Origin of the sequence: Tardiphaga sp. P9-11, assembly GCF_008329525.1 — a bacterium.
Classification (GTDB): Bacteria; Pseudomonadota; Alphaproteobacteria; order Rhizobiales; family Xanthobacteraceae; genus Tardiphaga.
This window is the reverse complement of record NZ_NPKQ01000003.1, coordinates 90,898-104,322: the sequence shown is the minus strand read 5'-3', so window position 1 is coordinate 104,322 and position 13,425 is coordinate 90,898. Positions and strand designations below refer to the sequence as shown.

Here is a 13,425-nt window from a genome sequence, read left to right as displayed (position 1 = left end):
GGCGTCTGCCGCCGTCAAAGCCGGAACGGCCGGATTCACACGTCACGTGCGGTCGGGCGGGTCGGGACGGGGCCTTGGCCTCGCAAGAGGGGGCCGAATGGCGCGCGGTAGAGGAAAATATCTCAATCGGCGCCTGCTAAAGTGCACCGGTTGTCCGGCGAAGCGGATACGCTGATAGCGCGTAATTTGCAGAATGAGACGTAGAATCAACCAATTATAAATCCGAACGCTTGCCGGAGGTAACTTTCGCCGCTAGCTAGCAACAACTTCGCCATATTTCCGGATATTTCAGTGCAGTTGGACTATTTCGCCAAGATGGCCGCGCGCTCAGCCGTCGGACCGGCGCGATGGCGCAGGCCTTTTCTGACCTTCCTCGATGGAATCGAGAAAGGCTGGACAATTCCAGTGCTGATCGTCGGCTTCGCGGGAATCTGGCTGCTGTTTCTGGTGATCGCCTATCAGAGCGGCGATCTGCATGCGGATGCACTGGAAACCTGGACCCTTGGGCGCGAATTCGCATGGGGGAATCCCAAACATCCGCCTTTGATGGGCTGGGTCGCGCGGGTGTGGACGCTGGTGTTCCCGCTGACCGACTGGTCGTTCCAGCTGCTGTCGATGACCAATGCTGCTGTCGCGCTCTGGGCTGTCGATCTGATCGCGCGGCGCTTCGTGCGCGGCGATTCGCGGGCCGTCGTGTTGCTGCTGCTGATGTTGCTGCCGGCCTATCAATTCCATGCCCAGCGCTTCAACGCGAACACGGTGCTGCTCGCGATCTGGCCCCTGGCGACCTATTGCTTCCTGCGCTCCTTTGAAACGCGCGCTATCGGCTGGGCGGCCGCTGCCGGCGTCCTGTCCGCGCTGGCGATGCTCGGAAAGTACTATTCGATCTTTCTGATCGGCAGCTTCGCGCTGGCAGCGATCGTGCATCCGCAGCGGGCGGTCTATTTCAGGTCCTGGGCACCGTGGGTCTCGACACTCGCCGGGCTCATTGCCCTTGGGCCGCATATTCATTGGCTGGTGACGACCGGTGCTACGCCGTTCACCTATGCCATGCAGGTTCATGGCGGCATCGAGTTCGCTCAGTCACTGATCGAAGTCAGCATGTTTTTGCTGGGTCTCGCGGCGACGATGGCGCTGCCGGCCATCGTCTGGGTTTTATCGGCCGAGCTGCGCCTGAAGTACTTTTCGGCCGATTTCCGCGCAATGGGTCCCGGTTTACTGCTGTTGTTCTGGGTGTTCATCGGCACGGTGCTGCTACCCGTTGCGACGACCGTCACGCTTGGCACCGACATGCCTTCGCTATGGGCGCTTCAAGGGCTGTTCCTGCCTGCCATTTTGATCGTCTGCGGTGCCCGCTTCACGCTCGAACGCCTGTATGTGGTCAACATGGTGGTGTTCGTCGCCGGCATTGCCGTCATCGCCACCGTCGTGGCGGCGCCAATTCATGCCATCTATCGCAACAGTATCAATCCTAACGAGCGGACTTACTATCGGCTGGCCGCTCAAGAGCTGACCGAGCGCTGGCACCGGATGACGGACTGGCCGATGCCACGGATCAGTGGCGACGACGGGCTGGCATTCGCTACAGCCTTTTACAGCCCGGACCATCCCGTCTACAGCCGGCCGTTCCAGTTTCAGTATACGTGGGGCATGCCGCGCCCGACGACGCTGCAGAGGGGTTGGGCCGCGATGTGTTTCACGACGGACGACGTTTGCGTGGCGTGGATGGGCCGCGTCGCGGCGCTCGAGCCGCAGCATGTCCGCTTCGATTTCGAGGTTCAGCCCCGGTTGTGGGGGCAGGCCGGTATTCCGGCCAGTGTATCGGCGCTGATGGTTCTGCCGCGCCCTGCCGAGACCAATGTGCCCGGGCCGCTGTCCGAAGGCGTCGAGGATTTCAGCTCCAGTCACCGGCAGTAAGCTTCGGGCAGGGACCTCGTGCCCGGCGGGTGCAGTTGTGCATACTCCTCAAAACGCTTAGATCGAGGCCAACCGAGTTCCGGCGCTGCGATTGGCGGCCGCAAGAGGAGACGCAGATGCTGCGCGATGACATCAACAACGCCGTCAAGGACGCCATGCGGGCCAAGGACGAGCGCAAGCTTTCGACGCTTCGCATGGTCAACTCGACCATCAAGAATGCCGATATCGAGGCACGCGGCCAGAGCAAGCCGCCGCTGTCGGACAGCGATCTGCTGAGCCTACTGCAGAAGATGATCAAGCAGCGTCAGGAGTCGGTCGAGCTCTACGACAAGGGTGGTCGCGCAGAACTCGCGACCCAGGAGCGCGAGGAGATCGCGATCATTTCCGCCTATCTGCCGCAGCAGATGTCGGAGGACGAGACCAAGTCGGCCATCGCAGCCGAGATCGCAGCGACGGGTGCTGCCGGCATGAAAGACATGGGCAAGGTGATCGCCGCGCTGAAAGCGAAATATGCCGGCCAGATGGACTTCGGCAAGGCCAGCGGTCTGGTGAAGGCCGCACTCAACGGCTGAGACTCTCGTTGCCCCAAATTGAAAACATCTCCCCGCCGTGCGAGGAGAGGTTTTTTCTTTTTAAGCCGCTGCCGTCGGCAGGCTATAGGTCTTGAACTGATCGCGCAGCGCGGTCTTCAGGATCTTGCCGGTGGCCGTGTGCGGGATCGCGTCGACGAACACCACGTCATCCGGCATCCACCACTTGGCGATCTTGCCATCCATGTATTTCAGGATGTCCTCGCGCGTCGCGGTCTGGTCCTGCTTGAGTTGCACGATCAGCAGCGGGCGCTCGTCCCATTTCGGATGATAGACGCCGATGACCGCGGCTTCCGCGACTTGCGGATGGCCGACGGCGAGGTTCTCCAGATCGATCGACGAAATCCATTCGCCGCCGGACTTGATGACGTCCTTGGAGCGGTCGGTGATCCGCATGTAGCCATGCTTGTCGATGGTCGCGACGTCGCCGGTGTCGAAGTAACCTTCCTCGTCGAGAATCTCGTCCTCGACGCGGAAATAGGCGCGCGACACTGAAGGGCCGCGCACCTTGAGACGGCCGAAGGTCTTGCCGTCCCAGGGCAGGCTCTTGCCGCTGTCGTCGGTGATTTTCATCTGGACGCCGAATGGCGGATAGCCTTGGGTCTGCAGGATATCCAGCCGCTCGTCGCCTTCGAGCTGGTCGAACGGCGGCTTCAACGCCGCCAGCGTGCCGATCGGGCTCATTTCGGTCATGCCCCAGGCATGACGCGCACCGATGCCCATGTCGACGAAGGCCTTGATCATCGAGCGCGGCATCGCCGAACCGCCGCACACCACCATGCGCAGGTCGGGCAGTTTCAGGTTGTTGGCGGACATGTAGTTGAGCAGCATCAGCCACACCGTCGGCACGCCGGCGGTATGCGTCACCTTCTCGGTCGAGAGCAATTCGTAGATCGAGGCGCCGTCCATCTTGGCGCCCGGCAGGACGAGCTTGGTGCCCATCGACGGCGCGGAAAATGCGATGCCCCAGCTATTGGCATGGAACAGCGGGACCACCGGCAGCATGGTGTCGGCGGCATTGGCGCCGAGCGAGTCACCGGTATTGGCCATCAGCGCATGCATCACGTTGGAGCGGTGCGAATACAGCACGCCCTTCGGATCGCCTGTTGTTCCCGATGTGTAGCACATCGCCGCTGCGGTGTTCTCGTCGAACTCCTTCCATTTGAAGTTGCCGTCGACTTCCGCGATCCAGTCCTCATAGGCCACGGCGTTTTTCAGCGTGGTCTGCGGCATGTGCGCCTTGTCGGTGTAGACGATATAGCGCTCGACGGATGGCAACTGGTCGGCCAGTTTTTCGAGGATCGGAACGAAGGTGAGGTCGGTCATCACGATGCGATCCTGCGCATGGTTGATGATCCAGGCGATCTGATCGGGGAATAGACGTGGATTGACGGTGTGGCAGATGGCGCCGATGCCCATGATGCCGTACCAAGTTTCCAGGTGCCGCCACGTGTTCCACGCGATGGTGGCGACGCGGTCGCCCATCTTGATGCCTTCGCGATCAAGGCGCTGCGCGACTTTCAGGGCACGGGTACGAATTTCGGCGTAATTGGTGCGGTGGATGGGACCTTCGACTGATCTGGTCACGACCTCGCGCTCGCCGTGGACCTGCGCCGCATGATCGATGATCCGATGACACAGCAAAGGCCAGTCTTGCATCAAGCCACGCATTTGATCGTTCCTCCGTCTTGTGGTTGGCGTGCCAGCTCCCCGATCGTTGCCGGGGAACTTCGACCGTGTTCTTGCTTTAGGTCTTGGCATGAAGTTTAGCGCGGGGAAAGCGGCCCGGAAATGGACTTTTGGCCTATCCGGCTGCGACCAAAGGACAATTGGAGCGGTTCTGGCACTGTTGCTGGTGTCCGCGCCGGCGCAGGCCTATCTGACGACATCGCGTGTGCCGCTGCCAAAGCCCCGCCCGGCAGAAGCGCCCGTGATCGAGCCGGCGCAAAAGCCCGGCGAGGAGCCCGCCAAATCCGGGCTCCCCGCTGAGCTCGGGAAGCCCGCTGCCGAGGCACGTCCGCCGGAGCCGCCGCCGGCTTCCGCCTGCCGCCTCGCTCTCACCGACGCCATCGCCGTTGCGCCCAGTATTCCCGACATCAAGGGCCCGGGCGCCTGCGGCGGGCCCGACATGGTGCGGCTCGAGGCCGTGATACTGCCTGACAAGACGCGCGTGCCGCTGAAGCCGGCGGGAACCATGCGCTGCGCCATGGCAACGGCCGTGGCCGATTGGATACGCACCGACATGGCGCCGCTCGCGACCAGCCTGGGCACGAAGCTTCTTGAGCTCGATAATTTCGACTCCTTCGATTGCCGCGGCCGCAATCGCGTGGTTGGTGCAAAACTGTCAGAGCATGGCCGCGCCAATGCGCTGGATGTGCGCGGGCTGAAACTCGCCAACGGCCGCTCGATCGCACTCACCGAGCGCAACACACCGCGCGAGCAGCGCGAGGCCGTGCTGCATTCGGTCTGTACGCGGTTCACCACCGTGCTGGGCCCGGGCTCCGACGGCTATCACGAGGATCACATCCATCTCGATATCGCCGAGCGGCGCGGCAACTACAAGATCTGCCAATGGGATGTCTGGGACGAGTGGCCGCGCCTCGCGCCGCTGATGCCGGCCTTGCGCCCGGACGAGGCGCCGCCGCGCGAAGTGGCGGAGGGCAAGCCGGGGGAGGCCAAGTCTGAGGCTGCTGAGCCTGCAGCCGCTCGGCCTACGGCTGAAGCCGAGCCGGAGCCCGAGGCAGAAGCAGCCCCCCCACAGGAGCAGCCCAAGCCGAAGCCAAAACCCAAGCCGAAGAAGCGCCGCGCGCCGCCGCCATCGCCGTTCAGCTTTTTGCGGTGATGCTTTCTTCTCCCTCCCTCCCTCCCTACAGCACGGCAGAGCCGCGCGCAGTGGGGAGGATGGCCGGCCGTTAGGCCGTTGGGTGGGGGTGCCGCAGGCGGCGACGCTTGTAGCGCCCCACCCCGGCCTATCGGCCGACACATGGCGAACGACTTCGTTCGCCAGACCCCACTGCGCAGCTCCGCTTGCTTGGGGGGAGACCGCGGACATTGCACGCCGTTACAACTCCCAACAAAAAAGCGCCGGATCAACCGGCGCTTTTTAATCAGATAAAACTCTGTCAGCTCAGTACGGCGTTCCGCCGCCGCCCTGCAGGGCCAGCTTCGAATTGTACGGCGAGTCGCCGGCCTTCGGCTCAAGCACGACGACCACAGCACCCGGCTTGACGCGGCTGTAGAGGTCGATGACGTCCTCGTTGGTCATGCGAATGCAACCCGACGAGATCGACGAGCCGATATATTCCGGCTGGTTGGTCCCGTGGATGCGGAACAGCGTGTCCTTGTTGCCCTGATAGAGATACAGGGCGCGGGCACCGAGCGGATTGTCGACGCCACCGGGCACCTGGGCCGGCAGGCCTTCGATGCGCTTGTGAATGTCGGCGGTCGGGGTCCACTTCGGCCATTCGGCCATGTTGCCGACGCGCGCAACGCCCGAAAAGGCCAGCGCTTCTTCGCCGACGGTCACGCCGTAACGGATCGCCTTGCCGCCGTCCTGGACGAAATAGAGATAGTGGTTGTCGGAATCGACCACGATCGAGCCCGGCGCTTCCTTGCGGTGGAAATCGACGATGGCGCGGCGGAACGGCTCGGCTACGGCGACCTTGGCGTAACGCGCCTTGGCGAGCTGTGCCTTGTCATTCGGCTTGAGGCTGGCTTCCGGAGCGGCCTGGAATTGCGTTGCGGTCTGCATGCAGCCCGACAGCATCAGGCCGGCGGCGACAATCAGTCCAAGCTTAATTTTCAGCGGCGACATGTCATTGTTCCAATTGCGTGAGGTCCGAATTCAGACAGGCTGGTGCAAGGAAACACACCCAAAATAGCCTGCGAACGCCACGATTCCGTTAAAGCTACTATCGCTGAAATCCGCTGCAATTCCAGCGGTTAGATGCGCTGCGCATCATGCAGCGCACAACCTGTGTCATATTTGCCGCAGAATTTCCGATGCTCCGGGCAAATCCTGTGCAGAAGCGCAGCGCCTCGCGAAGCCGTGATGCGCGCGTGACAATTTTGTCAGATCGAGCCCCCCTAAAACACATGATCTCGCGGGAAAAATTCCCCGGGTTCGCGTGGGGTTGGCGCGCCGCACAAAGGCTGTCATGACGGCTGCATCCGCGTCGGTCATGGTCGGTCACCCCCGGCCGGTTCGGTCCGGATCGTCCCCATCGCGGTTCTCTGCCCTATCAATGTCCCGGAGTTGCCATGCTCGCTGTCTTCACCCCTGCCGATCACGCCTTGAGAAAATCCGAGCCGACCGATCTTGAGGCGTTGCCGGACAATGCGGTGTGGATCGACATGGTGAAGCCGTCGCCGGCCGAGGACAAGGCGGTGGAGAAGCTGGCGGGAATCGAGATTCCGACCCGTGAAGACATGCAGGAGATCGAAATCTCCAGCCGGCTCTATATCGAGAATGGCGCCCGTTACATGACCGCCAGCTTGATGTGCGGCTCAGATACGGAGTCGCCGCGGATCACGGCGGTAACCTTCATTCTCACCCGGCAGCGGCTGGTGACGGTGCGCTACGACACACCGCGCCCGTTCGCGTCAGTCGAACTGAAGCTTGGTCGCAATGCGCCCGCCGGCGCCAATGGCGAAACCACCCTGCTCGAACTGCTCGATGCAGTGATCGATCGCTGCGCCGACATTCTCGAACGCGTCGGCGCCGATGTCGATCAGGTCAGCCACGACATCTTCGAACCGGATGAGTCGCTGCGGACCGGCCATGCCAAGCGTTACTCAGAAATCCTCATCACCATCGGCCGCAAGGGAGATCTGACCTCGAAAGTGCGTGAAAGCCTGGTCTCGATCGGCCGCGTCGTCACCTTCATCACCGCCGAGGCGGAAGGCGTGAAGTGGTCGAAGGACATGCGCGCGCAGCTCAAGACCATGCAGCGCGACGTGGTCTCCCTGACCGATCACGCGTCCTATCTGTCGAACAAGATCACCTTCACGCTCGATGCCATGCTCGGCGTCGTCAATCTCGAACAGAACAACATCATCAAGCTGTTCTCGGTCATGGCCGTCGTGCTGATGCCGCCGACCCTGATCGCCTCGGTTTACGGCATGAATTTCAAGCTGATGCCGGAACTGCAGTGGGACTTCGGCTATCCTGTGGCGCTCGTCATGATGCTGTTAGCCGCGGCACTGCCTTACATGTTCTTCAAGTGGAAGAAGTGGCTGTAGGCGCAAGGCGGCGCTAACGTCTCATTTGTCGTGCCGGGCTCGCGCAAGGGCGCGCCCCGGAATGACAAATGGGAAATTAGCCATCAAACATTTTTTCCTAGTTTGTCTTGACAATGTACCCATAAGGATTATTCTCCGATCATCCCGTTCACGAGGGGCGCTTCATGAGGCGTCTTGAAGTGGGACAGGATGCGGCGCCTGCGGGTGTGGGGTGACGTACCCTGCGCACTCGGGAGGCCTTGGGTAGCCGTCCGGGCCCACTACGGGGCTCTGCCGCTTGAGGCTGGACGGGTGCGGGCGAAGGTGGGCGAAAGCCTGCTGGATGACGGGTGCGATGCCAGTGCCCAGTACCCGGAAGCACGGCCCCAGGGACAGAAAAGCCGCGGTGGCGCGCCTGATGGCGTTGCGCGGTTGCAGCTTGCCGGCGTTCCGGCGGAGCGGATCGCGAAAATTACCACTATTTCGCGTCGTCAGGCGCGCTGCCACCCCTCATGTTTCAGGAGGGGACACCGCTTCGACAATCCCGAGCATGCGCTCGCGGGATCATATCGGCGCGGCTGCAAACCTGACTGTCTGAATCTTTTTCCAACTATCAAAATGCATTCACGATGCGTGTTCGAAAAGCTCAATGATCATAGGCTTGGCGCGATTCCCGCCACAATTTATCCGGTAAAATTCGAGCGTTCCGCTGAACGGTTGCGCTAATGGTTGCTGTCATAACGCTGTCAGTAGCGATGAGGACAGCAATGGTTGACAAAACAGAAACATCGGGACGGAACGTCGTCGATCTCAGGTCCTATCAACAGGCGCGCATAGCCGGCAAAGCTCAGGCAATCTCTGCGCGAACCTGCCGGCATTGCGGCGCCGGATTGATGGACGGCGAATCCGAAGACGATTGTTCCAGCGCCGGGATCAGCGCGGCTGCGCCGATGCCGCGGAAGTTCTACGCGGACTAGAAAGTCCCGCGTGTCTTGGGTAGCGCCAGAATGGCGCGGTCCTCAGCCTGACCATTCCTACCTGACACAGCAGATCAAACGTGCTGGCCGCCATTGATATGGATCTCGGCGCCGTTCACGTATGAACTCGTCTCCGTGCACAGCATATAGATGATCTTGGCGACTTCGTCGGGTGTGCCCAGCCGATGCAACGGGATTTGCTGATCGACGATGGTCTGGGTGCCCGGCGACAGGATCGAGGTGTCGATCTCGCCCGGCGCGATGGCATTGACGCGGATGCCGAGGCGGCCGAAGTCGGACGCCATTTCGCGCGTCAGCGATGCGAGTGCCGCTTTCGACGTGGCATAGGCCGCGCCGGCAAACGGATGCACGCGCGAGCCGGCGATCGAGGTGACATTCACGACCGATCCCTTCGCGGCTTTCAACTGCTCGATCAGTCCACGCGCCATCATGATCGGTGCGAAGAAATTGACGTTGAAGACGTGGCTCCAGGTCGCGACGTCGGTCTCGATGGAGCCCATGCGCGCGCCGCCTTCGGCCTTGGGTGAGATGGCGGCATTGTTCACCAGCGCATGCAGTGGGCCGCCGTTCAGCCGCTCCTTGATGTCGTCGATGGCGCGGACTGTGTCGTCATGGTCGGCGAGATCGACCTGGATGTGATCTTCGGGGCCTGCGTCCCACGGGCAGACTTCCGGAAACGGATGCCGTGAGCAGGTCAGCACACGCCAGCCGGCGCTTGAAAAACGCATCACGGTCGCATGACCGATGCCGCGGCTTGCGCCGGTGAGCAGCATGGTGCGTTTTGGGGCGTTCGATCCTGGATGGTTCACGGGTCTGGCTCTCGTTTCTTTGTCTGACGTCACGGATAGAGTCTTACCTTGGTCCAGGACGTATCTGGTGCCGCGGTGTCGCGGCGGAATTCGATGCGATCGTGCAGTCGGTAAGGGCGGTCGTGCCAGAACTCGAAACGCTGGGGCGTGATGCGCCATCCGCTCCAGCCTGGCGGACGCGGAACACTGCCGATCAGGTGCTTGGCGCCTTCCCTGGCGATCGCCTGCTCAAACGCAAAACGGCTTTCCAGCGGCTGCGACTGCTTGCTCGCCCAGGCGCCGATCTGGGCCTGTTTCGGGCGGGTCGCGAAATACGCGTCGGCTTCGGTTTCGGTCACTGATCTGACGGGGCCGCGAATGCGAACCTGCCGGCGTAGCGACTTCCAGTGAAACAGCAGGGCAGCCTTGGGATTGCCGGCGAGCTCCTGGCCCTTCTGGCTGGCGACGTGGCTGTAGAAGACGAAGCCGTCGGTGTCATAGCCCTTCATCAGCACCATGCGGACGTCTGGCAGGCCGTCAGCGTCGACGGTGGCCAGCGCCATTGCGTTAGGATCGTTGGGCTCGGAGGCCTTGGCGTCGGTAAACCACTCGGAAAACAGCGCAAATGGTTCCGCAGCGGCCGTAAAATCACCTGACGTTAACGGAGTTGCGTCTTTGATAGGGGAGGTCGTGTCGGTCATGTCCGGAGTTCCGCTTGCGTTGGCCTGTCGTCGAGAGCTTGCTGCTGCCCCTGCATAGGCCAGACCTATATAGGGTACGGCTGCGCATTGGCCTATCGGCCATCTGCCCGCTCGGTGCGGCTTTGACAGCAATTCTCATCGGCAGCACGCTCGGTGGTTGCAGCATGGGTCGAAACGAGTCCGCGCTGGCCAAAATGGACAGCGGCGACGTCACCGGCTCGATTTCGCCGGCGGCGGTCCAGGCCACCAATTACGAGCCCACCGAGGCCGATCTTGTCCTGACGCGCACTGCAGCCTCCGACGTGCTTACCAAAGGCAGCAAGGATTCCAGCCAGCCGTGGGAAAATCCGTCGACCGGCGCGCGCGGATCGGTGACGCCTTTGTCCAATTCTTATGTTGCAGAAGGCCGCACCTGCAGGGATTTTCTGGCCAGCTATGTCAACGGCACCAGCGAAAGCTGGATGCAAGGTGCAGCCTGTAAGGGTGAGCGCGGCAGCTGGGACGTTCACACGCTGAAGGCGTGGAAACGGAGCTAGTTTTCGCAGCCGGCCGCTTGCGGCCCAGTTGCAAAAATGACACGAAGTCACCAGATGAAGAAGCAGGCGGGCATTTGCCCGCAGACCAGAAACGCGGGTTTCGGCCTGCAAACCCAACATGCGGGCCGGTGGCCCGCCTTTTAGTTACCTGAAGGAGAGACGACGGATGCGCGACCCCTATGAGGTCTTGGGGGTGCAGCGGGGCGCCAGCGCTGCGGCGATCAAGAGTGCCTATCGCAAGCTCGCCAAGAAGCATCATCCCGACAACAACAAGGACGATCCGAAGGCCGCCGAGCGGTTTTCGGAAGTGAACTCGGCTAACGAAATCGTGGGTGACGAGGACAAGCGCAAGCAGTTCGACCGTGGCGAGATCGATGCCGAGGGCAAGGCGCGTTTCCAGGGGTTTCCGGGTGGCGGCCGCGCCGGCGCGTCGCAGCGCGGCTTCGAGCATGCCTTCCGGGGTGGTCCCGGCGCGCAGCAGGGATTTCCTGGCGGTGCCGGTGCTGGTGGCGGTTTCGAGGATATCCTCAACAGCATGTTCGGCGGCGCGGGTCCGCGCGGCGGCGCCCGTGCTGGTGCACAGGGCTTTGAGTTCGACACCGGTGGCTATGCCGGCGGGATGCCCGATCTGGATCTGAACGTCGCCATGACGGTGACGCTCGAAGAATCCGTGAAGGGCGCGGAGAAGCGCGTACGTCTGCCGTCCGGCAAGGAACTGAACGTCAAGGTGCCGGCCGGCGTCACGTCGGGCCAGCAGATCCGGCTCCGCGGACAGGGCGAAACTGCGCCCGGTCATCGTCCCGGCGATCTGATGATCACCGTCACCATCGCGCCTCACGCTCACTTCAAGGTGGATGGCAACGACCTGCGCGTCGATCTGCCGATTACGTTGTACGAAGCCGTGCTGGGAGCAAAGGTGCGTGCGCCGACTCTCACCGGCGCGGTGGAGCTTTCAATTCCGAAGAACACCTCGAGCGGACGGGTGTTTCGCCTGAAAGGCAAGGGCCTGCCACTGGCCGGCGGCGCCGCGGGCGATCTCTACTTCACCACCAGGATCATGCTGCCCGACGGCAACGATGCCGAGCTGGAAGCGCTGATGGAGAAGTGGCGCGACGGGCACCCGTATCATCCGCGGAGCGATCTGGGGTGAGGCGAGCAGCGATCAGCTCGCTGTCTCATCCCCCCACCTTCTCCGTCTGATCGTAGATCTGCCGCGCGACCTGGTTGAGTCGATCCTTGTCGGTCGGACCTGACACGACATAGCCGACGCCCTTGTCGGCCCAGAACATGGCGCCGTCCTTGTCCTGCGCGGCATAGCGCATCTGGGTGGCGTCGGCTTTCGCGGCTCGCGATGTGTAGAGCGTGTAGCGCTCGCCCGACGGGCTCTCATACATGAAGAAGGCGGCAGGTGCTTCGGGACCGGGCAGCAAGCGTCCGCCGACCAGCTTCAACCCGGCTGCATCGAGTTCCGGCGCCTTGATCTCGTAGCCGACGCGCTTCGACAGCCACTGCTGCAGGTGTGCACGTTCGTTAGCGGCGACTTCGACGGGGTGACGGACTTCGACCACATAGGTGCGGTGTGCATCGAGTGCATCCACCGTGAAATTCCGGAACGTCGACGGCGTGGCCGCTGCGCCGCGTGCAACCCAACCTGCGCTGCCGCCCGCAATGAAGGCGACCAGCGTGGCCGCAACGGCGCCATAGATCCAGCGCCGTGGCTGTTGAACCAGTCGCTCGATCTCCAGCCGCCGCGGCACAGCTTCGTCTGCGATCGCGTCGTAGCGCGCATGCAGCAGTTCGGCCATCGCGCGCCATGACTGCACACGTTCGGCATCAGCGGGATGTGTTGCAAGCCAGATCTCGACATCGGCACGACGCTCGGCCGGCAATTCATTGTCGACGAAGGCGTGCAATTCGTCTTCGGTCACGGGAATGTTCGGTTCGGTCATTATCGTCTTCCCTTTAAATCATTTGACCGCGCGTAGCGCCGGGCGCTCGCCGTCGAGATAGGCTTTGACATGGGCGCGGGCGCGCGCGAGGCGCGACATCACCGTGCCGATCGGCACGCCCTGAATGTCGGCGACTTCGCGGTAGCTCAGGCCCTCGAGCATCACGAGCAGCAGCACCGAGCGCTGCTCTTCCACCAGCGCGGCAAGCGCGCGCGAAATGTCGCGGCCTTCGGCTTCGGTACCACTGGCATCCGGATTGTTGTCGAACAGTTCGGTGAACACCGGCTTCCGCGCCAGTGAGCGGCGGCGGTTGCGGTTCAGGTTGGTCAGGATCGTGTAGAGCCAGCTTCTGAGGTCACCGCCGATGAACAGTTTCTCGGAGCGCAGCGCACGCACCAGCGTGTCCTGCACCAGATCGTCGGCAATGTCGGTGTCGCGCGCCAGCGCCCGCGCATAACGGCGTAGCGCTGGAATCATGCTCTCCACGCTTTCGCGAAAGGCGCTCATGGGGTTGGTGCCATCCGTTGTTATCCTGACGGTATTTCGGGCGGCCCGCAATTGCGCCGTATCCATCATAACACCTTGGCCGGCCGTCTATTCCGGCGTTAAGCCTGGACGGTAAACAGCCATATAACCGGGCTTTTGGGCTGTACCGGGCGCAAGTGCTGGTGTACCCCGAAGGCCAGATCGGCTTGGGTTTCCCGAACCCGCAGCCAAGCGAATAGG

13 protein-coding genes are annotated in these 13,425 nt (G+C 62.4%); 7 read left to right on the top strand and 6 right to left on the bottom strand.

The features are described from left to right. Positions 1-291: 291 nt before the first annotated feature. On the top strand, positions 292-1,917 hold the full coding sequence (locus tag CIW50_RS13225) for a glycosyltransferase family 39 protein (RefSeq protein WP_246664260.1): 1,626 nt from the start codon (positions 292-294) through the stop codon (positions 1,915-1,917). Positions 1,918-2,033: 116 nt separating this feature from the next. Then, positions 2,034-2,489, top strand: coding sequence for a GatB/YqeY domain-containing protein (locus CIW50_RS13220; protein ID WP_116662710.1), 456 nt, complete (start codon positions 2,034-2,036; stop codon positions 2,487-2,489). A gap of 60 nt (positions 2,490-2,549) precedes the next feature. On the opposite strand, the gene CIW50_RS13215 is transcribed toward CIW50_RS13220, so the two are convergent. Continuing rightward, the gene (locus CIW50_RS13215) at positions 2,550-4,178 is read right to left on the bottom strand and encodes a fatty-acid--CoA ligase (protein WP_149531718.1); all 1,629 of its coding nucleotides are present in this window, start codon (positions 4,176-4,178) and stop codon (positions 2,550-2,552) included. Between the two features lie 88 nt (positions 4,179-4,266). Here CIW50_RS13215 and CIW50_RS13210 point away from each other — a divergent pair, with 88 nt between their 5' ends. Continuing rightward, positions 4,267-5,349 (top strand): extensin family protein, encoded by a 1,083-nt coding sequence (locus tag CIW50_RS13210; protein ID WP_149531717.1) that lies wholly within the window; start codon positions 4,267-4,269, stop codon positions 5,347-5,349. A gap of 285 nt (positions 5,350-5,634) precedes the next feature. Here CIW50_RS13210 and CIW50_RS13205 read toward each other — a convergent pair whose 3' ends face one another. Continuing rightward, complete coding sequence (locus tag CIW50_RS13205) at positions 5,635-6,321, bottom strand: L,D-transpeptidase (RefSeq protein ID WP_149531716.1); 687 nt, start codon at positions 6,319-6,321, stop codon at positions 5,635-5,637. A gap of 446 nt (positions 6,322-6,767) precedes the next feature. Here CIW50_RS13205 and CIW50_RS13200 point away from each other — a divergent pair, with 446 nt between their 5' ends. Beyond that, a complete protein-coding gene (locus CIW50_RS13200) occupies positions 6,768-7,748 on the top strand; it encodes a magnesium transporter CorA family protein (protein WP_149531715.1) in 981 nt (326 codons plus the stop codon). Between the two features lie 303 nt (positions 7,749-8,051). Further along, positions 8,052-8,453 (top strand): hypothetical protein, encoded by a 402-nt coding sequence (locus CIW50_RS13195; RefSeq protein ID WP_149531714.1) that lies wholly within the window; start codon positions 8,052-8,054, stop codon positions 8,451-8,453. A gap of 325 nt (positions 8,454-8,778) precedes the next feature. On the opposite strand, the gene CIW50_RS13185 is transcribed toward CIW50_RS13195, so the two are convergent. Then, positions 8,779-9,498, bottom strand: a complete 720-nt coding sequence (locus tag CIW50_RS13185) for an SDR family NAD(P)-dependent oxidoreductase (RefSeq protein ID WP_149532077.1) — start codon at positions 9,496-9,498, stop codon at positions 8,779-8,781. 65 nt (positions 9,499-9,563) lie between these two features. Further along, positions 9,564-10,214 carry a pyridoxamine 5'-phosphate oxidase gene (gene pdxH / locus CIW50_RS13180; RefSeq protein WP_149531712.1) on the bottom strand — a complete coding sequence of 217 codons (651 nt, stop codon included), beginning with the start codon at positions 10,212-10,214 and terminating at the stop codon, positions 9,564-9,566. A gap of 122 nt (positions 10,215-10,336) precedes the next feature. On the opposite strand from pdxH, the gene CIW50_RS13175 reads away from it, so the two are divergent. Together CIW50_RS13175 and CIW50_RS13170 are read left to right on the top strand one after the other, a co-directional pair. Then, positions 10,337-10,750: an RT0821/Lpp0805 family surface protein gene (locus CIW50_RS13175; RefSeq protein WP_149531711.1), complete on the top strand. Its 414-nt coding sequence runs from the start codon at positions 10,337-10,339 to the stop codon at positions 10,748-10,750. Positions 10,751-10,916: 166 nt separating this feature from the next. Next, positions 10,917-11,900 carry a DnaJ C-terminal domain-containing protein gene (locus tag CIW50_RS13170; protein ID WP_149531710.1) on the top strand — a complete coding sequence of 328 codons (984 nt, stop codon included), beginning with the start codon at positions 10,917-10,919 and terminating at the stop codon, positions 11,898-11,900. 25 nt (positions 11,901-11,925) lie between these two features. Here CIW50_RS13170 and CIW50_RS13165 read toward each other — a convergent pair whose 3' ends face one another. Then, positions 11,926-12,699 carry an anti-sigma factor family protein gene (locus tag CIW50_RS13165; protein WP_149531709.1) on the bottom strand — a complete coding sequence of 258 codons (774 nt, stop codon included), beginning with the start codon at positions 12,697-12,699 and terminating at the stop codon, positions 11,926-11,928. 18 nt (positions 12,700-12,717) lie between these two features. Continuing rightward, complete coding sequence (locus tag CIW50_RS13160; protein ID WP_089265487.1) at positions 12,718-13,206, bottom strand: RNA polymerase sigma factor; 489 nt, start codon at positions 13,204-13,206, stop codon at positions 12,718-12,720. Between the last annotated feature and the right edge of the window lie 219 nt (positions 13,207-13,425).